15 protein-coding genes, 1 tRNA gene and 1 pseudogene are annotated in these 22106 nt (G+C 68.7%); 13 read left to right on the top strand and 4 right to left on the bottom strand.

The window, feature by feature from the left end; translation table 11 throughout:
* Window positions 1-4: 4 nt before the first annotated feature.
* Window positions 5-1645 (top strand): AMP-binding protein, encoded by a 1641-nt coding sequence (locus TSB10GB4_RS01620; protein ID WP_186394290.1) that lies wholly within the window; start codon window positions 5-7, stop codon window positions 1643-1645.
* Between the two features lie 43 nt (window positions 1646-1688).
* On the opposite strand, the gene TSB10GB4_RS01615 is transcribed toward TSB10GB4_RS01620, so the two are convergent.
* The 4 genes from TSB10GB4_RS01615 to TSB10GB4_RS01600 form a co-directional block, all read right to left on the bottom strand.
* Window positions 1689-2828 (bottom strand): GNAT family N-acetyltransferase, encoded by a 1140-nt coding sequence (locus TSB10GB4_RS01615; RefSeq protein ID WP_186394289.1) that lies wholly within the window; start codon window positions 2826-2828, stop codon window positions 1689-1691.
* A 334-nt stretch (window positions 2829-3162) separates the two neighbouring features.
* Window positions 3163-4542 carry a lipopolysaccharide biosynthesis protein gene (locus tag TSB10GB4_RS01610; protein ID WP_208984338.1) on the bottom strand — a complete coding sequence of 460 codons (1380 nt, stop codon included), beginning with the start codon at window positions 4540-4542 and terminating at the stop codon, window positions 3163-3165.
* Window positions 4543-4714: 172 nt separating this feature from the next.
* Window positions 4715-4791: transfer RNA gene (locus TSB10GB4_RS01605), tRNA-Arg, on the bottom strand.
* A 295-nt stretch (window positions 4792-5086) separates the two neighbouring features.
* Window positions 5087-6100 carry an AraC family transcriptional regulator gene (locus TSB10GB4_RS01600; protein WP_186394288.1) on the bottom strand — a complete coding sequence of 338 codons (1014 nt, stop codon included), beginning with the start codon at window positions 6098-6100 and terminating at the stop codon, window positions 5087-5089.
* A gap of 177 nt (window positions 6101-6277) precedes the next feature.
* Between TSB10GB4_RS01600 and TSB10GB4_RS01595 the strand changes: the two genes are divergently transcribed.
* The 12 genes and pseudogenes from TSB10GB4_RS01595 (at window position 6278) to TSB10GB4_RS01540 (ending at window position 22100) form a co-directional block, all read left to right on the top strand.
* The gene (locus TSB10GB4_RS01595; RefSeq protein ID WP_186394287.1) at window positions 6278-6718 is read left to right on the top strand and encodes a cupin domain-containing protein; all 441 of its coding nucleotides are present in this window, start codon (window positions 6278-6280) and stop codon (window positions 6716-6718) included.
* 200 nt (window positions 6719-6918) lie between these two features.
* Window positions 6919-7749, top strand: a pseudogene (locus tag TSB10GB4_RS01590) (alpha/beta hydrolase); the annotation flags it as partial.
* Window positions 7750-7800: 51 nt separating this feature from the next.
* On the top strand, window positions 7801-8259 hold the full coding sequence (locus TSB10GB4_RS01585; RefSeq protein ID WP_186394340.1) for a cupin domain-containing protein: 459 nt from the start codon (window positions 7801-7803) through the stop codon (window positions 8257-8259).
* The gene (locus TSB10GB4_RS01580; RefSeq protein ID WP_186394286.1) at window positions 8256-9491 is read left to right on the top strand and encodes a flavin-dependent oxidoreductase; all 1236 of its coding nucleotides are present in this window, start codon (window positions 8256-8258) and stop codon (window positions 9489-9491) included. Before TSB10GB4_RS01585 ends, TSB10GB4_RS01580 begins: the two co-directional genes overlap by 4 nt.
* 123 nt (window positions 9492-9614) lie before the next feature.
* Window positions 9615-10802: an ABC transporter substrate-binding protein gene (locus tag TSB10GB4_RS01575; RefSeq protein ID WP_244296408.1), complete on the top strand. Its 1188-nt coding sequence runs from the start codon at window positions 9615-9617 to the stop codon at window positions 10800-10802.
* Window positions 10803-11021: 219 nt separating this feature from the next.
* Window positions 11022-11846 carry an ion transporter gene (locus TSB10GB4_RS01570; protein ID WP_186394285.1) on the top strand — a complete coding sequence of 275 codons (825 nt, stop codon included), beginning with the start codon at window positions 11022-11024 and terminating at the stop codon, window positions 11844-11846.
* A gap of 190 nt (window positions 11847-12036) precedes the next feature.
* Window positions 12037-13596 carry a radical SAM protein gene (locus tag TSB10GB4_RS01565; RefSeq protein ID WP_186394284.1) on the top strand — a complete coding sequence of 520 codons (1560 nt, stop codon included), beginning with the start codon at window positions 12037-12039 and terminating at the stop codon, window positions 13594-13596.
* A 41-nt stretch (window positions 13597-13637) separates the two neighbouring features.
* The gene (locus TSB10GB4_RS01560; protein WP_186394283.1) at window positions 13638-15332 is read left to right on the top strand and encodes an AMP-binding protein; all 1695 of its coding nucleotides are present in this window, start codon (window positions 13638-13640) and stop codon (window positions 15330-15332) included.
* Entirely contained in the window at window positions 15329-17518 is a 2190-nt protein-coding gene (locus TSB10GB4_RS01555; RefSeq protein WP_186394282.1) for a cytochrome P450, read from the top strand. Before TSB10GB4_RS01560 ends, TSB10GB4_RS01555 begins: the two co-directional genes overlap by 4 nt.
* Entirely contained in the window at window positions 17511-17762 is a 252-nt protein-coding gene (locus tag TSB10GB4_RS01550) for an acyl carrier protein (protein ID WP_186394281.1), read from the top strand. The genes TSB10GB4_RS01555 and TSB10GB4_RS01550 overlap by 8 nt, the downstream gene beginning before the upstream one ends.
* Entirely contained in the window at window positions 17762-19450 is a 1689-nt protein-coding gene (locus TSB10GB4_RS01545; protein WP_186394280.1) for a carbamoyltransferase C-terminal domain-containing protein, read from the top strand. The genes TSB10GB4_RS01550 and TSB10GB4_RS01545 overlap by 1 nt, the downstream gene beginning before the upstream one ends.
* Before the next feature lie 28 nt (window positions 19451-19478).
* Entirely contained in the window at window positions 19479-22100 is a 2622-nt protein-coding gene (locus TSB10GB4_RS01540) for a tetratricopeptide repeat protein (protein ID WP_186394279.1), read from the top strand.
* Window positions 22101-22106 lie beyond the last annotated feature (6 nt).

Below are 22106 nucleotides of genomic sequence, written 5' to 3'. Positions count from 1 at the left end.
ACCGATGCTTGAGCGCGCCGACAGCTACGAGGCTCTCGTTTCCGGATTCCGCTGGCGGATCCCGGCGCGCTACAACATCGCCGACGCCGCCTGCAGTGCCTTCGCCGCCCATGAGCCGGGGCGCGAGGCACTGTTGCATCTTCGCGAGGACGGCAGCCTCGAACGCTGGACCTATGGCTGGCTGGAGGAGATTTCCTCCAGGCTTGCCAATGGCTTGCGGGCACATGGACTCGCGCGCGGTGACCGTGTGGCGCTGCTGCTGCCGCAGTCGCCACAGACGTTGCTCAGCCATCTTGCGGTCTACAAGCTCGGCGCCATCGCGGTGCCGCTGGCAAACCTCTTCGGCGTCGACGCGCTGCGCTACCGGCTCGCCGACAGCGGCGCGGCGGCGATCGTTACCGACAGCGCCGGCCTCGCCAAGATCGCGGAGATCCGGGACGAGCTAGGCGCGCTGAGGCTTCTCGTCTGCACCGATGGCGCGGCGCCTGGGGCCCTGTGCTTCGACACGCTGATCGAGAAGGGCTCGGCCTCCTTCGACGGCGCGGCGACCGGGCCGGACGATCCGGCGATGATGATCTACACCTCCGGTACGACGGGACAGCCGAAGGGTGCGCTGCATGGCCACCGGGTGCTGGCCGGGCATCTGCCGGGGATCCAGATGGCGCATGAATTCCTGCCGCAGCGGGGAGATCTGTTCTGGACGCCGGCCGACTGGGCCTGGGCGGGCGGGCTGCTCAATGCGCTGCTGCCGGCGCTGACGCTCGGCGTTCCGGTCGTTTCCTACCGCTTCGAGAAGTTCGATCCCGAGCGGGCTTTCGCGCTGCTGGCACGGTTTTCCGTCCGCAATGCCTTCATCCCGCCGACGGCGCTGAAGATGATGCGGGCGGTGGCCGATCCCCGCGCCCGCTTCGACTTGCGCTTGCGGACAATCGGCTCGGCCGGCGAGGCGCTGGGCCGCGAGACCTATGACTGGGCGCGCGAGGACCTCGGCCTCACCGTCAATGAATTCTATGGCCAGACCGAGTGCAACGCGGTGCTGGCCTCCTGCGCGGGGCTCGGTGTCAGCCGCGCGGGGGCGATCGGCAAGCCGGTGCCCGGCCACGAGGTCGCGGTGATAGGCGAGGACGGCCGCGCGCTGGCGCCGGGCGTGCAGGGCCAGATCGCCGTGCGCCGGCCCGACCCGGTGATGTTCCTGCGCTACTGGGGACAGGACGAGGCGACCGTTTCGAAATTCATCGGCGACTGGATGACCACCGGCGACCAGGGCGTCGCCGACGAGGACGGCTATGTCCATTTCGTCGGCCGCGACGACGACATCATCACCTCGGCCGGCTACCGCATCGGCCCGGGCGAGATCGAGGACTGCCTGCTGGCGCATCCGGCCGTGGCGCTCGCCGCCGCCGTCGGCAAGCCGGATCCGCTGCGCACCGAGATCGTCAAGGCCTTCATCGTGCCGGCCGCCGGGGTCACGCCCGACGCGGCGCTGGAGACGGAGATCCGCGACCATGTGCGCACGCGCCTGTCGGCGCACGAATATCCCCGCGAGATCGCCTTCGTCGACGCCTTGCCGCTGACCACCACCGGCAAGGTGATACGCCGGTTGCTGCGGGAGGATATTCCGACCGCCCTGGAGGCGGACGAATAGGCGGCGCCGGCTTTCATGATGCCCGCGATGTAACGTCGCCGTCTTAGTCCCTGCCGCTGGCGCGGATCCTGCGCAGGCGGGCGAGCGCGGCGCGCGCCAGCCGCCGCAGGTGGCTGTCGGCGGCGATGTCGAGACGGGCAAGGGCGCCGCGCAGGGCGCCGACCGGCCCCTTCGAGACCACCAGCGTGGCATAGGGAACCGTGCCGCGCCACAGCGGCGCGATCATCGGATGATCGGGAATGGCAAGGGAATCGGTGTCGGAGACCCCGGCCTCGTCGAGCGTGCAGCGCATGGTCCGGCGGGCGAGCTGCGCCCCCGGCGAAAAGCGCGCCAGACGCTCGTCATGAGCGATCTTCCAGGCAAACACCCGGTCGCGGTCGCGAACCGTCACCAGCATGGCGGCGGGCGCCCCGTCCGCCTCCAGCGTGTCGATGCGGATCTGCCCGCGCGCGGCCATGGCCGAGACGAAGGCGCGAGCGAAGGCGGCGCGTTCGGGCCGGCAGGCCAGCGCCGTGCCGCGCCGCCCCTTCCAGCCGGAAGCCTCCAGGGCAAGGAACCGCTCGAAGGCGGCCTCGACCTCTTGCGCCGTCGACAGGCTTTCGAAGCGGCCGGGCGGATGCGCTTCCTGCAGCCGGCGCAATTGCCGGCCGAGTTCCTTGCGGCGGCGCGTGCCGATCAGGCGGAACTGCTCCTCGCCGGCCGGGCCGGCGGCATGTCCGGCGCGCATCCCGGGCGCCGTCCGGGCGACATGCCAGCCGCTTTCCCGCGCCAGGGCGTCGAACACGCCGGAGACCGGCCCGTCGGTGCGCAGCCAGGGAAACAGCAGGGTCGAGGCGCCGAAGGCGCGCGCCGCCGCATCCAGCAGCAGCGCCAGGGCGGCGGGGCCGGCGGCAGGGGCCAGAAGCGGCGTGCCGAGCGGTCCGTAGTCGCCGGCGCAGGCCGAGGTCACCGGAACGGCGAGGCCGGCACGGCGGCGGTGGAACGGGACGAGGGCGAGAAAGGCACCGTCCGCCTCGTCGCGCACGGCGAGGAGGGCCACCTCGCCGATTTTCATATGGGCGAGATAGGGCAGCAGGAAATCGGGACCGAAAAACGGGTTGGGCTCCAGCGCGGTCTCGGCGAGCGCCCGCCATTGCGCCAGATGCGCGGCGGCCTCGCCGGCGGAGAAGAGGAGGACGCTCATCGCCCGCTCCGGCCGGATCTCGGCAGGCGCACCAGGGGCGGGAGTGCGGGGATCCTTGCGGCGGCGCGCGGGGATTTCCAGGGCGCGCAGAGCCGGCCCGCCCGCGCGCGCGCTGCTTGCCCTGCTGTTCTCGGCGATCGCCATGCCGGTTCCTTCGGCCGCCGGCCTGGCGCGCCCGACCCATCGCGGGGGCAGTCGCCGGCAGCACGCCCGGAAGATGCCACAGGACGCGGGCAATTGAACGCGTTTCGTTGATAACTGGTTAACCCTGCGGGGATTGGGGCGCGAATTTGGACGAAGGCCCGGGCCAAGCGGGCAGGCCTTGCGGAGCGGCTCACGGTGCGGTCCGGCCCGGTCTGGCGCCGAGAATGAACGGATCGACGCCCAGATGCCGGCGGGTCTGGTGGCGCAGGGCGCCGGCCTCGAAGACCATGGCGGTGGCGGTGGCGATGGCCGCGCCATCGATCCCGAGCAACGGAATGAGCGTGACGTTGAGCGCGATATTGATAATAAAAGCAAGGACATAGATCTGCGCGCAGCGGCCCTGCTGGTCGGCCATGGTCAGGAGGGCGTCGGCGGGGCCGACGGAGGCGCGGGCGAGGACGCCGGCGAGCAGGATCAGCATCGCCGGATAACCTGCGAGGAAGCCGGGGCCGAACAGCGACAGCAGCAGGGGCCCGGCCGGCACCAAGAGGGCGCACAGGGCCAGGGTCGGCCAGAAGGTCCAGCGGGCGGTGTCGTGGACAAAGCTGCCGAGCTCGTCGCGCGAGCCGCCGTGATAGAGACGGGAATAGCGGTGGGCGCTGGCCGAGCGCACGGCGAAATAGACGAAATGGGCGAGCGCCGGCGTCTTGGAGGCGGCGAAATAGATCGCCACCTGCTGCGGGCTCTCCCACAGGCTGACCATGACCACATCGGCGCTGGTGATCAGTTGGAAGAAACCCTCGACCAGCAGGATCGGCAGCGAGAGGCGCAGCCAGTCGCGATAGGTCCAGTCGCCGCGCGCCGGGCGGGCGCCGGGCTCGCGCGGCAGGGCGCGGGACAGCACCAGCATCTGGGCGAGCGTTACTCCCCAGGTGGCGAGGATGGTGACGATGCAGGCATTGGTCGCGGTCGCCGGAATGCCGGCGAAGGCGGCGGCGGCGAGGCCGACGAGGATAGCCAGCGGCCGCCAGATGAAGGTCGGCAGCATCGCCAGCAGCGGCCAGTCATGGGCGCGGGCGATGCCGTCCTGGATGCTGCCGATGGTGAACAGCGGCAGGCAGACGGCGCCGAGCGCCAGCGGCAGCACGTAATGCGAGGCGATCAGGTCGCCGGCCAGCCACACCGCAAGGATGCCGGCAAGGGCGATGCCGGTGGCGGCGAGCCCGCCGGCGAGCCGGCTGCCGACCAGCAGGGCGCTGAGCCGGCCGTGCCGGCCCTGCGCCCGGTATTCGGGGATAAGCCGCAGCACGGAGGACGAGAAGCCGAGCGGGGCGAAGACGCCGAGCACCACGACCAGCGTCCAGACCACGACATAGATGCCGTATTCGTATCCGCCCATCAGCCGGGCCAGGATCACCTGCATGGCATAGGCGAGCACGGCGCCGAGAACGCGGATCGCGAACACCGCCAGCGCCATGCGCTGGGCGCGGGAGACGTCCGGCTCGCCCTTCAGGATCTCCTCGCAACGGGCGAGCAGGGGGCGCGCGCGCGAAAACAGGGCTGCGGGCAAGATCCTTTCGGCCCATGTCACTGGCGACAGGCGCAACGCCGGGAACTCCTCTGCGGTCGACCGGGAAAACCTACCCGGTGAGACTTAACATTCAGTACGGGTTTGTGCGGGGGCAGCCAAGGGCCGGCCACGCGCCAGGGACGGTCGATCGGGCGGGGAGAAGATCAAAAGCTGGTGATCCCGACAGGATTCGAACCTGTGACCCTCAGATTAGGAATCTGATGCTCTATCCTGCTGAGCTACGGGACCATGCTTGCCGGTGCGGCGGGGAAAACTACGTTTCCCGCCGCGCTTGATAGCAAACTGACGTCAAAAATCAATTTGATTGCGCACCGGGGACAGGACGAGGGCGCAGGAGCGCGCAGCCGCGGAACGCCGCGGCGGCGCGGGTGGAGCCGGCGGGGACAAGCGGTCGCGGGATTTTGCGCGAGTTTGCGCGGAATTTTGCAAAATTCCGTCTCAATCTCGCAAAATTTCGATTTTTCCGTCTCAACTCCGGCGTCTGCTGCGCGCCCGCTGCGTGGGGATACGCGCGTTTCGGCGCTCAGGTGCCGGCCGGGGACAAGCTCCGCCGCGCGCTCGGCGAGTGACCGAAACGCTGCTTGTAGTCGCGCGAGAAGCGCCCGAGATGGGAGAAGCCGCAGGAGAAGGCTGCCTCGGTGACGCTCGGCGCGTCGTGATGGGCGATGAGCTGGTAATGGGCGGTGTCGAGCCGGGCATTGCGCAGCACCTGCATCGGCGACAGGCCGAAGACCCGCTGGAAGCCCTTCTGCAGGGTGCGGACATTGATGCCCGCGGCGCGGGCGATGTCCGCAAGGGTGATCGGCTCGGCGAGATTGGCATGGATGTAGTCGAGCGCCAGGCGGATCGCCCGGGGGCGCGCCTGGCCGTCGGCGCGCTCGATGATATGGCTGATGTTGTTGCGCTGGAGCGTCAAGAGCGCATGGGCGAGGTCGTGCTCGGCGCGCAGGTCGCGGCCGCCGAGCGGGCGCTGGAACAGGTGGCCTCCCTCCGCCGCCTCGAGGCAGGCGGCGACGATGCGGTGCAACTGGCGGCCTTGCGGCGAGGCGAGGTCGACCGTCATGTCGAACCGCACCGGGCCGGGCAGCGGCGCGCCGACAAGGTCGCGCGCCACCTCCTCCAGATGCGCCCGGTCGATCTGCACCAGGATCTTGCTGGTGTCCTCGCCCCAGTGCAGCCGGGCGGGGCGGTCGGGATTGAGGACCGCCGCCGCCACCGCCGGCGTCGCCGTCATGTCCTCGCCGCGATGCTGGATGCGGGTGCGGCCCGACAGCGGGATGTGCAGGAGGTAGAAGGACTCCAGCAGGCCCGGTTCGACGGTGACCTCGGTGCCATAGGACAGATAGTTGAGCGACAGGTTGCGCCCCTGCACCGCGTTGTGGCGCACGCTGAGGCTGGCGCGGCGGTCGCCGAGCTCCAGCCGATGGTCGCAAAGCTTCTGGCTGACGCGGTGGCGCGCCTCGTCGAGGTCGCTGGTGCGCAGCAGCGGATGGCGCGCGAAATATTCCCGCGCCGGAAAAATGCGTTCGGCAGTCATGGTGTCCCCCGGGGGATCAGGGTCCCGACCGGGTGATGAACGCAAGTTCCCGGCGATATTTCAAGTCTAAAAGAGTTGCCGCAAGAGAGGTTCGTTTTCTGGATAAGGGTTTTTGCGGTTCCGGTGCAGGCTCGGCTGAACAAAACGCACAAAACCTGTCCAGACGGAGCCTCGACAATGCAACCTGGCGTGACAAAGGCCGATACCGGCCTCAACGGACATTCCTGGACCGTGGTCGGGCACACCTATGTGCCCAAGCTGAAGAGCGAAGACGCCTTCATCTGGCATGCGACGATCCCGGACGGGACCTTCGTGCCGCCGCATATCCACCCGACCCAGGACGAATGGATCTACCTGATCGAGGGCAATCTGGAGGTCGAGTTCGGCGACGACGTGGTGCGGGCCGGGCCGGGCGACACGGTGCGCATGCCGATGGGCGTCGCCCACGGCATCTTCAACCGCTCGGGCAAGACGGCGCGCTGCGTCTTCGGCGTGTCGCCGACGCGCAAGCTCTACGAATTGTTCATTGTGCTGGACGGGGTCACCGATCCGGCCGAGCTGGTGCGCCTGTCGGCCCTGCACGAGGTGGACTTCCTGCCGCCGCCGGAGGCCGCCTGACCACAGGCCCGGCCGCTGGCGCGCCGGGCGAGAGAGCGGGCGGCGTGCTGCGCCGCCTGATCGCCCGCCTGAAAGCCCATCTGAACGCCCGGCTGAAAGCCCGGCTTATCCGCCCGTCGGCGGGACGCCTGATCGGCCCGTCGCAGGCGGAGCCGCCGCGCCCGTCGCAGTGTTCCCCCGAGATCCAAGACCCGAGACCGATGCCCCTGCTGCCCCCCGCCCGAGACTGGGACGACGCCTTCGCCAACATGGCCCATGTGGCAAACTCGCACGAACTGCCCGGCTTCTGGTCGGGGCGTGCGGCCGACTACCGCGCCGCCCTGCAGGCGGCCGGCCACCGGCTCGACCTCGATATTGCTTATGGCGCGCATCCGCGCGAGGTCTATGACATCGTCTGGCCGCAAGGGACGCCGCGCGGCCTCGCCGTCTTCGTGCATGGCGGCTACTGGATGCGGCTCGACAAGTCCTACTGGACCGACTTTGCCGAAGGGGCGCGGGCGCGCGGCTGGGCGGTGTGCCTGCCGAGCTACACCTTGACCCCCGAGGCGCGCATCTCGCAGATCACCGGCCAGATCGCCCGCGCCATCGCCCATGCGGCGGCGCGGGTGGAGGGGCCGATCCGCCTGTCGGGCCATTCGGCCGGCGGCCATCTGGTGACCCGCATGATCTGCGCCGACAGCCCGCTGGAGGCGGGGGTGCGCAACCGCATCGAACACACGCTGTCGATCAGCGGCCTGCACGACCTGCGGCCGCTGCTGCACACGGGGATGAACGACACGCTGCATCTCGACCTTGCCGAGGCGCGGGCCGAAAGCGCCGTGCTCGCCGAGCCGGGCCTTGCCGCTCCCCTGACCTGCTGGGTCGGCGGCGGCGAGCGGCCCGAATTCATCCGCCAGGCGAAGCTGCTCGCCGATATCTGGGGCGGGCTCGACGTGCCGGCGCGCGCCCATGTCGACGGCGACCACAATCATTTCACGGTGCTGGAGGGGCTCAAGGACCCGGCATCGCCGATCACCGACGCCTTTGTCGGCTCCCCGGCGGGAGCAGCAAGCGCGCGCCAGACAGAACGGAGAACGAGTGCGATGGAGCCCGGTATCGTCAAGTCCCGCGAGAGCCTGGACCAGATCCGCTGGAACATCCTGGGCCAGACCTATGTGCCCAAGCAGATGACCGAGGAATGCTTCTCCTGGCACGCGACGCTGCCGCCCGGCACTTTCGTGCCGCCGCATATCCACCCGGACCAGGACGAGTTCCTCTATATCCTGGAAGGGCGCTTCACCTTCCTGCTGGACGGCAAGGAGGTGATCGGCGAGCCGGGCGACCTGGTCAAGCTGCCGCGCGGTGTCCCGCACGGGATCTTCAACAAGTCGGACAGCACCATCAAGACGCTGTTCTGGGTGACGCCGACCCTGCAGCTCTACGACCTGTTCTGGGCGCTGCACACGATGGGCGAGGGCGCGGATCCGGCCGAGATCGTCGCGGTGTCGGCCGCCCATGCCATCGATTTCCTGCCGCCGGAAGACAGCGGAGCGGGACAATGACCGTCCTCATCGCGGGCGCCGGCATCGGCGGGCTGACCACCGCGTTGATGCTGCATCAGCGCGGCATCAAGGTGCAGGTGGTGGAACAGGCGCCGCAGGTGCGCGAGGTCGGCGTCGGCATCAACACGCTGCCGCATTCGATCGAGGAGCTGGCCGGGCTGGACCTGCTGGACCGGCTGGACGAGGTGGGCCTCAGGACCCGCGAGCTGCGCTACCTGACCCGGCAGGGGCAGGAAGTGTGGCGCGAATTGCGCGGCCTGCATGCCGGCCACGCGTTCCCGCAATTCTCGATCCATCGCGGCCGGCTGCAGAAGGTGCTCTACGACGCGGCGCGCGAGCGGATGGGCGAGGGCGCGGTGCTGACCGGGCTGCGGCTCTCCGGCTTCGTGCAGGACGAGGCCGGCGTCACGGCGCATTTCACCGATGCGGCGGAGGGCATCGCCTCGCGCACCCTGCGCGGCGAGGTGCTGATCTGCGCCGACGGCATCCACAGCGTCGGGCGCAAGCGGTTCTACCCCAACGAGGGGCCGCCGAGCTGGGCCGGCGTCGTGATGTGGCGCGGGGCGGCCGAATGGCCCGTCTGGGAAGACGGCGAGACGATGGCGATCGCCGGCGGGCTCGGGGCCAAGCTGGTGCTCTACCCGATCGCCCCGGCGAGCGATGGCCGGCAGTTGATGAACTGGGTGGTCAATGTGCGCGTTGCCGACGGCTCGGTGTCGCCGCCGCCGCCCGAGAGCTGGTCGCGCCAGGCGCCGCTGTCGCGGGTGCTGCCCTATGCAAGGCGCTTCAACGTCCCCGGCTTCGACGTCGAGGCCCTGGTGCGGGCCAGCGGCACGGTCTTCGAATATCCGATGGCGGACCGCGACCCGCTGCCGCGCTGGACCCATGGCCGGGTGACGCTGCTCGGCGATGCGGCGCACCCGATGTATCCGGTCGGCTCCAACGGGGCGGCGCAGGCGATCCTCGATGCCAGGTGCCTGGCCGACCACTTGGCGGCGGCCGAGCACCCGCGCGAGGCGCTCTACCGCTACGAGGAAGAGCGGCTGCCGAAAACGGCGGAGGTGGTGCGCACCAACCGGCGCGGCGGGCCGGAGCGGGTGATCGACGAGGTGGAGCGGCTGAGCCCGCGCCGCTTCGACCATATCGACGATGTGCTGTCCTACGAGGACCGCAAGGCGATCGTCGAGGGCTACGCCAGGATGGCGGGCTTTGCCGCGCGCAAGGCCGGCTGAGGGCCGCGGCGCACAACAAGACCGGTGGACGGGAGACCGGCAGGACTGTCGGCGGGCAAGGGCGCTGCGCGCCCTGAGGTCGCCAGAGGCACATCGACCCCGACACGGGGCGAGAAGAGGGGAATGATCATGACTTGCACGTGGACACGCAAACTGACCGGCCTTGCCGCCGGCGTCGCGCTGGGCGCCTTGATGTCCTCGGCGGCCTGGGCGCAGGACATCAAGATCGGCATGGTGGTGACGCTGTCGGGCCCGCCGGCCGCGCTCGGCCAGCAGATCGTCGACGGCTTCCGGCTGGCGCTGGAGCAGAATGGCGGCCAGCTCGGCGGCCAGCCGGTCAACCTGATCGTCGAGGACGACGAGCTGAAGCCGGACGTGGCGCTGCTGAAGGCACGCTCGCTGCTGGAGCGCGAGAAGGTCGACTTCGTCGTCGGCACCGTGTTCTCCAACATGCTGCAGGCGATCTTCAAGCCGGTGGTGGAGGCGCAGACCTTCCTGATCAGCCCGAATGCCGGTCCCTCGACCTTTGCCGGACGCAACTGCAACCCGTATTTCTTCGTCACCTCCTACCAGAACAACCAGCCGGCCGAAGTCAGCGGCATGATCGCCGTCGAGGAGGGGTTCCAGAACGTCTTCGCCATGGTGCCGAACTACCAGGCCGGCAAGGACAATGTCGAAGGCTTCAAGCAGACCTTCTCGGGGACGCTGGCGGACGAGGTCTACACCCCGCTCGGCCATCAGGACTTCTCGGCCGAGATCGCCCGCATCTCCACCTCGGGCGCCGACGCGCTGTTCGCCTTCATGCCGGGCGGCATGGGCGTGCGGCTGGTCAAGCAGTTCGACGCGGCCGGCCTCTCCGACAAGATGAAGTTCCTGTCGGTCTTCACCACGGACGAGTCCACGCTGCCGGGCCAGCAGGACGCCGCGGTCGGCTTCCTGTCGGCCGGCTCCTGGGCGCCGGATCTCGACAACGAGACCAACACGGCCTTCGTTGCCGCCTTCGAGGAGAAATACGGCTATGTGCCGGGCTCTTACGCTGCCCAGTCCTATGACGCGGCGCTGCTGATCGCCAGCGCGCTGGAGAAGACCGGCGGCAACACGGACGACAAGGCGGCGATGCGCGCGGCGCTGGAGGCGGCGGAGTTTTCCTCGGTGCGCGGCAAGTTCTCCTTCAACACCAACCACTATCCGATCCAGGACTTCCACATGCTGACGGTGGTGAAGCGGGACGACGGCAAATACGCCACGTCCTTCGTGCGCAAGGTCGTCTCGGACTACAAGGACAGCCTGGCCCCCGACTGCAAGATGTAAGCAGCTTCCGCCGGCCCTTCCGGCGGGGATGGCGACTGGCGCGCGCGGGCTGTATGGTTCGCGCGCGTTTTTTTTGGGGGGCATGCGCGCCTCGGACGCACTTGACCTTTGCCGTGTCGCGGGGCGAAGAATGATCGGCGTCCCGCGTTCTTTTGAGCGATTGCCTTTCGCGGCCTGGCCTGTTTCGTGGTCGGCTCGCGGTCAGACCGAGAGGTGCGAATGGCCTCTAAACCGCTTGCCGGCCGGCCACTTCGTCGCCGGCTCTATTGCCTCCTCGAGCCGTCTGCATGGCCGAAAAAGGGTCTGTCGCCGCTCAACAAGGCGATTTCGGCGCTGATCGTTCTGGCCACCTTCGTCGCGATCATCGAGAGCGAGCCGTCGATCGTGACCGGGCGCGAGGTCCTGTTCATCCGGATCGAAACCGCGCTGACCCTGATTTTCCTCGTCGAGTATCTGGCGCGGCTGTGGGCGGTCGGGGAAAACCCGAAATACCGGGGTGTCGCCGGCCGGCTGAGATACGTCGTCACGCCCTCGGCGCTGATCGACCTTCTCGCCATCACGCCGCTGTTCCTGACCATGCTGGGCAGCGAAGGCTTCATGCTGCGGCTGTTCCGGCTGCTGCGCATCCTGCGCGTGGCGCGGCTGGGCCGCTTCTCGCAGGCGTTCGAGGCGATCATGACGGCGCTGCGCTCGCGCCGCTACGAGTTGCTGATGAGCGTCGGCTTCGCCGGGATCCTGCTGCTCGTCTCCTCGACGGTGCTGTATCTGGTGGAAGGCGAGCAGCAGCCGGCCGCCTTCGGCAGCATTCCGCGCTCGATGTGGTGGTCGATCGCGACGCTGACCACCGTCGGTTACGGCGATGTCTATCCCCAGACGACGCTGGGACAGATTTTCGCGGGGCTGACCGCGCTGACCGGCATCGGCCTGATCGCCATGCCGACGGGCATCCTGGCCGCGGCCTTCTCGGATGCGATCCAGGCCCAGAGACGCCAGCAGGAGGAGCGAAGGGCGGCGGCGCGGGACCACGACGCCGCCCCCTCGTGACACGGCGCCGATCGCCGGCGTCATCCTGCCGCCGGCCGCGTGAGGGCGGGAACTGCCGAAAGACCAAAGGGATAGGGCGGCACACGGAAGGGGCGGGCTGCGAAAAACATGCCCCGCCCCCTGACGAATCCCGAGCGTGTCATATATGATGTGCGGTGCCACCTGGGGGGCGGCGAGAATCAGGACGCCGATGGACGTATATCTCATCGCTCCATTGCCGGATTTCGGCAGTGAGGCGCTCGTGGCCGACAAGGTGCTGAACATCGACGAGCGCTATGCCCTGCTGGCCTCGGCGGGGATCACCACCGTCGCGGCGCTGCTGGACGGCGATTTCAACATCCGGCTGTGCGACGAGATGATCGAGGACGTCGATTTCGACGACCCGTCCGAGGTCGTCGCCATCAGCATGAACGTCTCCCAGGCCGCCCGCGGCATCGAGATCGCCCGCCGGTTCCGCGCCATGGGACGGCGCGTGATCATGGGCGGCCCGCATGTGTCGCTGGCCCCCGGCGATTTCGACGGGGAGGCGGGCAGCCTGATCATCGGCGAGTTCGAGACCGTAGCAAGCGAGCTGAGCCGCGACCTGCTGGCCGGCAGCCTGAAGCCGCGCTATCTGTGCGGGCAGGCCGACCTTGCCCGCTCCCCGGTGCCGCGCTGGGATCTCTACCGCAACGACCGGGCGATCAGCGGCGTGATCCAGACGAGCCGCGGCTGCCCGTTCGAATGCAGTTTCTGCGACGTGATCCAGTATCTCGGCCGCGTGCAGCGGCACAAGCCGATCGAGAATGTGCTCGTCGAAGCGCAGGTGCTCTACGATCTCGGCTATCGCAGCATCAATCTTTCCGACGACAATTTCACCGTCCATCGCAAGAAATCCCGCGTCCTGCTGGAAGGGCTTGCCGGCTGGAACGGGCGCGACGGCCGCCAGCCGGTCCAGTTCGCCACCCAGGCCTCGATCGACCTGTCGCGCGATGCGGAACTGATCGAGCTGTGCAACATGGCCGGGCTGCGCGACATCTTCGTCGGCATCGAGACCAGCAACGAGGAGGCGCTGAAGGAGGTCAAGAAGCGCCAGAACCTGCGCCGGGACCTTGTCACCGAGATCAGCCGTATCGTTTCGGGCGGATTGGTGGTGACCGGCGGCATGATGGTCGGCTTCGACCAGGACGACCTGGGGTGCTTCGAGCGGCAGTTCGAATTCGGCATGGCCCTGCCGATCGTGAACCTGCGGGTGTCGGTGCTGGTCGCCCCGATCGCCACGCCGCTCTACGAACAGATGGCGGCGGAAGGCAGGCTGGTCGAGGATGGCCTGCAGAGCAGCTTCCCCGGCGGTGATCTGTGGACGAATATCGAGCCACGGCAGATGACCCGCCGCCAACTGGCCGAGGGCGCCATCTGGCTGGTCGAGGCGCTGCACGATCCCGACAATGCGATCAAGCGCTTCGAGCATCTCGCCGCACTGCTGGCGCCGCCGCCGGAGCATCTGCGCGCGAGCGACCACATGGTGACGCCCGGCAAGGGCGCTTCCGGCGTGCTGAAGCTATTGCGGCAGGCGGCCAGGGACCGGCGGGCGCGCCGCGTCATCGACGCCGTCAACGACCTGTCGCACCAGCGCCCCGAGATTGCGCGGGACCTGTCGTCCGCGCTTGCCATTTTCCTCAATTCCTTCACCTCGCTTCACCGGCTGTCGCAGCAGAGCACCAGGCAGGTCCATCTGGGCAGCGGGAAAGCCCTCGCGCAGCCGGCGTGAGGCCCGCGACGGCAAGATCAAGCAATCCGGTGGACAGGCGCGTGACCGAGACAAGCCTTCAACGCGAGATCGCGGCAGTGCTCGAGCAGCGCCACGATGCGCCGCTGATCACGGTGCTGGGTCGGCGTGGCCGGCACCGCACGCTGAGCGGGGCGGCGCTGGCGGCGCGCGCGGTGGAGATGCAGGCGCTCTGGGATCGCTGCCTCGGCGAGGGGCCGCATGTGCTGATGGTGGCGCTGCCGGCCGGCGAGGAGTTTCTGGTCGCGCTGGTGGCGACGCTGCTCAGCGGCGGCACCCTGGTGCCGGTCGCCCCGCCCCGCGCCGCCGACCCGCCGGGCCGGCTGGCGCGCATGGCGCGGACCTGCGGCGCGCGGGCGGTTCTGTGCACCACGAACAACCGTGCCATGGTGGCGGAGCAACTGGCCGGCGGATCAGCAGAACAGGGCGGGGAACCGGCATGCCCGGTTCTGGCCGTCGACGATCCCGTTCCCGTGCGGGAGGCCCCTAACGCCGGGGAGCCCTGCATTTTCCCGGTGATCCAGCACACCTCCGGCTCGACGCGTTTTCCCAAGGCGGTGCCGGTGACAGCCGACCAGATCCGCCACAATTGCGGGATGATCCGCTCGCTCTGGGGCATGAGTGCCGAGACGGTGGTGGTCAACTGGCTGCCGCATTATCACGACATGGGGCTGATGGGCTGCATCCTCTATCCGCTGCTGTGGGGCGCGCATTCGGTGCAGATGAGCCCGTTCGATGTAATCCGCCGCCCGGCCGCGTGGCTGGAGGCGATCTCCCACTGGCGCGCCACGATCAGCGGCGGCCCGACCTTCGCCTTTCTCGAATGCCTCAACCGGATCTCCGAAGAGGACGCAAGTGGGCTCGACCTCAGCTCATGGGAGCGGGTGTTCTGCGGTGCCGAGCCCGTTCCCAGCGGATTGCTGGCGAGGTTCCACCAGCGCTTTGCGGCGAACGGCCTTGCGAGGGGCGCGCTGTTCGCCTGCTACGGGATGGCCGAATGCACCTTGTTCGCGGCCGGCGAAGCCGGTCCCGTGCGCGACGGGGACACGGTTCCGGCACAGTGGTCGATGGTCGAAGGGTGCCTGCTGTCGCAGGCAACGCGCGCGCATATCCGGATCGCCGATCCGCAGACGGGCCAGGCGCTGCCCGACGGGGCGACCGGCGAGATCTGGCTGAAAGGCCCCTCGGTCTGCGAGCGGTATCTTGGCCGCGACACCGGGGAGACCGGGGAGGCCGAGGATTTCGTCAAGGACCCCGACGGCACAAGGTGGCTGAGGACGGGTGACCTTGGCGGCATTTCCGGCGCCTATCTCCACATCACCGGGCGCGCCAAGGACGTCATCATCGTCAATGGCCGCAATGTCGCCTCGGCGGAAGTCGAATGGCTTGCCGCGCGCGAACACGGCGACCTCAACCCGTCCGGGGCGGCGGCCTTCGCGGGGGCAGGCTCCAAGCCCGGCCATGCCGAACTGCTGATCGAATTGCGGGCCGGCGCCGCGCCGATGGACGAGCCTGCATCGCTCGTCGCGCGCATCCGCAAGGCGGTTGCGGCGAGCTGCGGCGTCCGGTTGGATCGCATCGCCCTGCTTCCCCGCGGGACGCTGCCGCGCACCAGCAGCGGCAAGATCCGGCGCCAGCAGGTGGCGCGCGATCTGGCCTCCCTGCATGGCGCGGCCATCTGCCTCGACACGGCGCAGGTTGCGGAGGCCGCATCGTGACTCGGCATGTCTGGTCCGATCCCGACAGTTTCGTGAAGACGCCGGCGATGGCCGTCGCCGTGCTGCGCGACCTGGAACTGCCGCGCATCGACCGCTATCTCGACGAGATCGCCGAGCGCGGCGGCGTCGACCTCGATGCCTTGCGCCGGCTGTCGGCCAACACGCTGGTGGCGATGAGCGGCGAGGCCCATCTCAAGGTGCGCCGGGTCATCGCCCCGTTCTTCAGCCAGTCGGGCCTGGCGCCGTGGCGGCCCTTGATGAAAGAGGCGTGCCACAGCGTCTGCGAGGAGCTCAAAACCGCGCGCGACCCGGACCTCGTCCGGGATGTGACGATCCCCCTGTTTCTCAAGGTCATGCCGCGAATCCTCGGCCTCGACATGCCGCCGACGCGGGAGCATTTCCAAGCCGCCGAAACCGCGCAGCGGCTGACGGAACCCTATCTGTCGCTGCCGACGCTCAAGGCCCTGAACCGTGCCGCGAGCCTGCTGGTCTCGACCTGCGCGCAGACCGGGGAGGGCGAGGGCTCCGCGCCCGAAAGCCTGCTGGCCTATCTGCGCCGCCGCAAGGACGACCTGCCGGACGGGCTGGAGCCGGACTCTTTCGTCGTCGGCCTGCTGGTCGGCTCCAACTCGGCAACGCAATCGCTGGCTTTCGCGCTGCACGGATTGCTCAGCGGCCCGGCGCAGCTTTGGGCCGCTGCCGGCACGCCGGGATGGGGCGCGCAGGAAACCCAGAGGCTGCTCGGCCTCTACCAGTCCACCCGCACCCTGGTCCGGGTGGCGAACGAGGCGAGGGACGTCGCCGGTTGCCCGTATCACCAAGGGCAGTCCGCCGTCGTCGACATCGTGGCGGCAAATGCCTGCCTGCGCGCGGACAGCCTGCGCGCGGACAGGGGGACGCGCCAGAGCCATATGAGCTTCGGCAGCGGCGCGCACAGATGCCCCGGGGTGTTTCTCAGCGAGATGCTGATCGAGACGGCGATCCCGATCCTGGCGCGGACCTTTCCCGACATCACCCTCAAGACCGACGAAGGCCGCTTCGTGGTCACGCCGATGATGCAGGCCCCCACGGCGCTGCCCTGCTCCCTCGACAAGACCTCGCGGCGGGTGAGCGCGCGCCTTTGCGACATCAGGGACATGGGCAGCGCGCACCGGATCCTGAAGGACAACGACGCCTTCGCGCCGCCGCCGATGGAAAGCCATCTGACGGCGCTGTCGCAGGCGAGCGGCGAGGACATGGACCAGGCGATCCGGATCGCGCGAAACGCCCTGTTCTTCATGGACGGTGCGCGGCACGAGGCGCTCAAGCAGGTCTTGATGCGCTTCCTCGGCGCCGCGCAGTTGCAGCCGTGGCAGAGCGTCGTCGCTGCGGCCCTGGACACGGCGCTGCAGGAGCTTTCGGCAATGGCGCGGCCGGATCTGGTGTCGGGCTATTCCGATCCGCTCCGCAGGAGCATCATGACGCGCATTCTCGGCATCTCCTGCCGCGATCCGCAAAGGTTCGATGCCATCGCGCCGCATCTGCAGGACGTGCTGGAGCCCTGGCTTTCGATGCGCAAGCTGCGGCGCGTGCAGGCGGTCTTCACCGAGGCGCTGTCCCTGATGCAGGTGCCTGCCGCATCCGAGGGGCCGCCGTCGCTGCTGGAGCATCTGGTTGCCGATGCGCCGGCGGGCTTGGACGAGGCGGATCTCAAGGCGGTGGTGCTGGTGCTCTACGGTGCCAGCTTCAACCTGTCCCACACGCTGTCGAATGCCCTTCTGTCGATCCTCTCGCAGCCCGTCGAGGAACGCACTGCGGCAAGCGGGCAGGCGTGGGTCGAGGCGAATATCGACGAGCTGGTCGCGCGTTGCAGCGGCCCGAAATTCATCTACCGCGTCGCCCGCACCGACCAGTCCGTTGGGGATCTGGCGATGAAGGCTGGCGACACGGCGCGGCTGAACGTGCATGTGTTGAACCGGCAGGCTCCCGCCGGCAAGGGACATGTTTCCTTCGGCAAGGGCCTGCACCGCTGTGTCGGCGCAACGCTCTCGATGATGGTCCTCAAAGAGGCCATTCCCGCAATTTTCCGCCGCTTTCCGAACCTTGCGCTCGACGTCCAGGCGCATCGCTATCACCCCATGTCGGAAACCGTCGCCCTCAGCACGCTTCCTTGCATCTTCAGCAGAACAGAGCCCAATCATGACTGACACCAGCGAATCGCGCCTGTTTTCCTTCCTTCGCGAGCAGGTTGCCCAGCGGACCAAGACCTCGGCCGACCAGATCCGGATGGACATGTCCCTGTCGGATCTCGGCCTGCAATCGATCGATGCCGTTCTGGTGTGCGGCGAGGTCGAGGATCGTTTCGGCGTGGAGATCGATCCCGCCGAGATCTTCCAGCACGACACGCTCGGCGACTTCGCGCGGTCGATAGCGGACCGCATGGCAGCCTGATGGCGCTGTTTCACCTCGGGCTTTCCACCTCCGGGCACGATCCGGCGCTGGCGATCGTTACTGCCGGCGGGGAGCTCGTCTTTGCCGAGGCGAGCGAGCGTTTCCTGCAGGACAAGCGGGCCTGGGGCATTGCTCCCGACCATGTGCCGCATCTTGCCTCCGCCTTGCGCCAGATCGGCTTCGATTTCGGCTCCGACACCCTGGCGGTGGCTGCCACCTGGAAGAAGACCAAGGCGGAGCTGCCGGTCGAGCTGATGGGCGACCTGCTTCCCGTGACCGATGCCCTGTGGCTGCGGGAGCTGCATGCCGGGATCAACACGCATGCGGGCGCCTCGCTGCTGCGGCTGGGCCTCACGCAGCAGATGCCGGAGCTGCGCCGCTACGACCATCACCTGTGCCATGCGGTGACGGCCTGCGCCTTCGCCCCCGTCGACACCGCCTCGTGCCTGATCATCGACGGGGAGGGCGAGGCCGGGGCCGTGTCGATGTTCGACCTGCGCGAGCGGGTGCTCAAGCGCCGCTGGCGCTCGTGGGGACCCGGCAGCCTTGGAACGCTCTATGCCTGGCTGACGCAGCTTTGCGGCTTCGACTGGCGGCTCGGCGAAGAGTGGAAGGTGATGGGGCTTGCCGCCTATGGGACGGTCCGGCCGGAGATCCGCGATGCGCTGACGTCGCTGCTGGAGGTGGACCGGGGCCGCCTGCGCTTCGTCGAGCGGGAGGCACTCGTTGCCCTGGCGGGAAGGATCAGGACATTCGCCCGCGCGGCGGGCGAGCCCTTGATGAGCGCGGCGGACCTTGCGGCGAGCGGACAGGCCGCCTATGCGACCCTCGCCGACCGGATCCTGTGCGAAAGCGCGGACGGGGCGGACGGAAACCTGATCCTTGGCGGCGGCTGCGCGCTCAACTCCTCCTACAACGGCACGATCGCCGGGCGCATGGGCTACGACCGGCTGTTCGTGCCGCCGGCGCCGGCCGACGACGGCAATGCGGTCGGCGCGGCGCTGCTGAGCTGGATGGAAACGACGAAGACACCCTGCGTGCCCGTGCTGTCGGCGACGCCGTATCTGGGGTCGGTCGCCGCCACGGCCGCGCTGTCGCGGCTGGACGCTCTCGGCGGCATCGCGCGGGTGAGCGATATCTCGGCGAACGGCGAGGACCGGGTTGCCGAGCTGCTGGCCGAGGGAAAGATCGTCGGCGTCATGCGCGGGCGGGCGGAGTTCGGCCCGCGCGCTCTCGGCAACCGCTCGATCCTGGCCGATCCGCGCCCGGCCGACATGAAGGACCGGATCAACCGGCTGGTGAAGGGCCGCGAGCCCTACCGCCCCTTCGCGCCGGTGGTCTGCGAGGAGGATGTCGCGGACTGGTTCGAGCGTGCCCAGCCTTCGCCCTATATGTCGATCACGCTGCGCTGGCACGAGGACAGGCGGACCCTGGTCCCGGCGGTCGTCCATGCCGACGGCACCGGGCGGCTGCAGACCGTCTCGCCGGACAATGCGCCGTGGATGCATGGGGTGGTGCGACGCTTCGGCGAGCGGACCGGCGTTCCGGTCGTCCTCAACACCAGCTTCAACATCATGGGCAAGCCCATCGTCCATTCGCCCGAGGATGCCCTGGCGGTGTTCATGACCTCGGGCCTGTCCGCGGTGGTGATCGAGACCACCTTGATCGAGAAGACGGCCGCGGCCTGAACTGCCGCAGCCGATCCAAGAAGTCGCTATGTCATCAAACACGCCATATACCGCAGGGCGGGAGCCCGACGACGCGGCAGACGCTATCAGACAGGGCATTGCGCTGCGGCAGGGCCGGCGCGTCGACGAGAGCATCCGCCTCTTGCGCGAGGGGATGCGGCGGCATCCCGCCAGCCTTTTGATCAAGCACGAGCTGGCGGTGTCGCTGCACTGGAACGGCGAGCACGCCGAGAGCCTGGCGCTGACCGAGGAGGTCCTGGCGGCCGCACCGGCGCACAAGCCGGCGCTCTATGTGAGGGTCGAACTCCTGACGCGGATGAAGGACTTCGCCGCGGCCGCCGCCGCCGGGGCCGTGCTTTCGCAACGGCATCCGGACGAGTGGCAGGCGCAACTGCGCCATGCGGTGGCGCTGCGCCGTGCCGGCGACCCGTCGGGCGCGCGGGACATCATCGAGCGGGTACTGGGACAGTGGGACGCTCTTCAGCCGCAGGCGAGGGCGAGCTTGCAGGTGGAAGCGTCGCGCTGTCTCGCTGATGCCGGCGAGATACGGGCCGCGCTCGACGCTGTGCGGGCGGCCTTGCGGGAGGCGCCCGACAGCCGCGAGGCCGTGATGCAGGCGATCGGGCTGGAGCGGTTCGCCCTCGATCACACCTCGGCGCTGCGGCTGTGCGACGAGGCCCTGGCCCGCTGGCCGGACGACGAGGGATTCGTTCGCCAGAAGGTCACGACCTTGATGCAGGCGGGCGACATGAGCGGTGCGGAGGCGCTGCTGTCCGCATCGCGCCATCAACACGCCGACCTGTGGATCTGGTTGGATCTCGACCTGCGCCGCTTCGACCGCGCGCGGGGCCGGTTCGACGAGCAACTCGCGAAAGGGGAGACGGCGAGCCCGGCGCTGCAGCGGCTTGAGATCCGCCTGCTGCGAAACGAGGGCCGGGCTGACGAGGCCCATGCACGGATGCTCGCCTATTGGCACCAGGACACCGGCTCCCCGGAAGCTGCGGCGCTGGTCCTGAACGGGCTCGTCGCCGCCGAGCGTATCGAGGAAGCGGAAGCCTTTGCCGCCGGGCTTTCGGACGCCTTGAAAGAGCACACGGCCGTCAGGCGGGCGCTGGCCCATCTGCTGCTGATGGTCGGGGCCATCGAGGCTTTCACGGACCTCCTGATCGAGGATGCAAGGCACGCCCCCTCGATCCTCGACCATGTGACGCGCCTGGTGTCGGCCGCGGGGCGGTGGGGATTCGGGACGGCGCCCTCGCGCGCTGTGATGGCAAGGCTCGAGCACCTTTTGGCCGGAGCCGAGAGCCGGTTTCCCGAGTTCACGCTCAACGTGCTGCGGGCGCAGGTCGCCATGGGAACGAGCGCATGGGCGGAGCTGGCGGAGCGCACCGGGCGCGCCTGCGGCCAGTCGCCCGGCGATATCCTGCTGCTGGCGCTGAAGGCGCGGGCAGAGTTCGAGACGGGCCGGTTCGACAGCGCGCTGGCGACGATCGAGCCCGTGCTGGCGCATCACCCGGCCCATCTCGCGGCATTGAAGCTGCGTCACGCCTTGTTCTTCGTGTTCGGCGATGCCGAGGGCGGAGCGACGTTTCTCCTGGAGCAGGTCTGCTCCGGCGCGCTGCCCCTCGAACCTTGGATGGTTTACGACGTGCGGATGATGGATCGCCCGGAGGTCTTGCCCGAGCTGATCGCGAGCCAGACGAACCGGCCGACCTCGAGCGTCTCCAATGCCGTTCGGCTTTCGCGGCATTTCCTGCGCTTGGACGGTGACCCGGGCGAGTTGGTTCTCCCGTCCTATCCCCTCTACCGACCGATGAGTGGCCAGGATCTGCGCGACCTGTTCGCAGCAGCGGAGCAGGGACAGGCCGAACCGAGCATGCCGACCGTCGTCGGGCTAGTCGGGCGCCGGCTGCAGAGCGAAACCCTCGGCGAGAAGGATGCATGGATGGCGCGCGCGCAGCATGCGACCTACGTCCACAGGGTCATCGCCTCGCGAAATGTCCGCCCGGATACTCCGCTCGAGTTCGAGTTCAGCGGTGCTTTCGCCGAGCTGGACGAGAGAATGGCGTTGCGTCGTCCAACGCTTCTCGTTGGAACGCATCTGGGAATAGGAAACCTTTTTTTCTTCGAAACCTACCTCACCAACGCGGCGTTTCTCGTGAACTGGACGAGCACCCGTTGGGGCGCGGATCCCAAATACCAGATCATTCCGGGCACGAACCGGCTGGCGGCAGCACGCCTCGTCAAATGCCTTAAAGAGGGACTGACCGTTTTCTCGGCCCCGGATTTCCCAGCGGAAACCAACACGAAGCTCGGCTTCCGCAGCGATGCGGTCGGCAGCCTGTTCGGCGCGCGCTGCACGCTGCTCGACACGGTGCCGAAGGTCGCCCAGGCGCTGGGGGTGCCGATCTACTGGCTGCAGGCCCTGCGGTCGGGCACGGATGTGCGGGTCGACGTGCGGCGCATGGCAGGTGCCTTGCCGAACGAGGACACCGCAACCTGGGCCGCGCGCTGGGCGCAGGACTATCTCGACCTGCTTGCCGGCGTCATGACGTCGGGTGCGGACAATCAGAATTTCTCCTCGGTCATGTACCGCTATCTGATGCTGAAAAGGGGTGATTTGAGCATCGCCCGACGCGAACCGGAGTGATCGCCG

The sequence above is a fragment of the Stappia sp. TSB10GB4 genome (assembly GCF_900185745.1).
In the GTDB taxonomy this organism is placed as follows: domain Bacteria; phylum Pseudomonadota; class Alphaproteobacteria; order Rhizobiales; family Stappiaceae; genus Stappia.
Note: the sequence above shows the minus strand (reverse complement) of the source record. Positions and strands in the feature narration are given on the sequence as shown.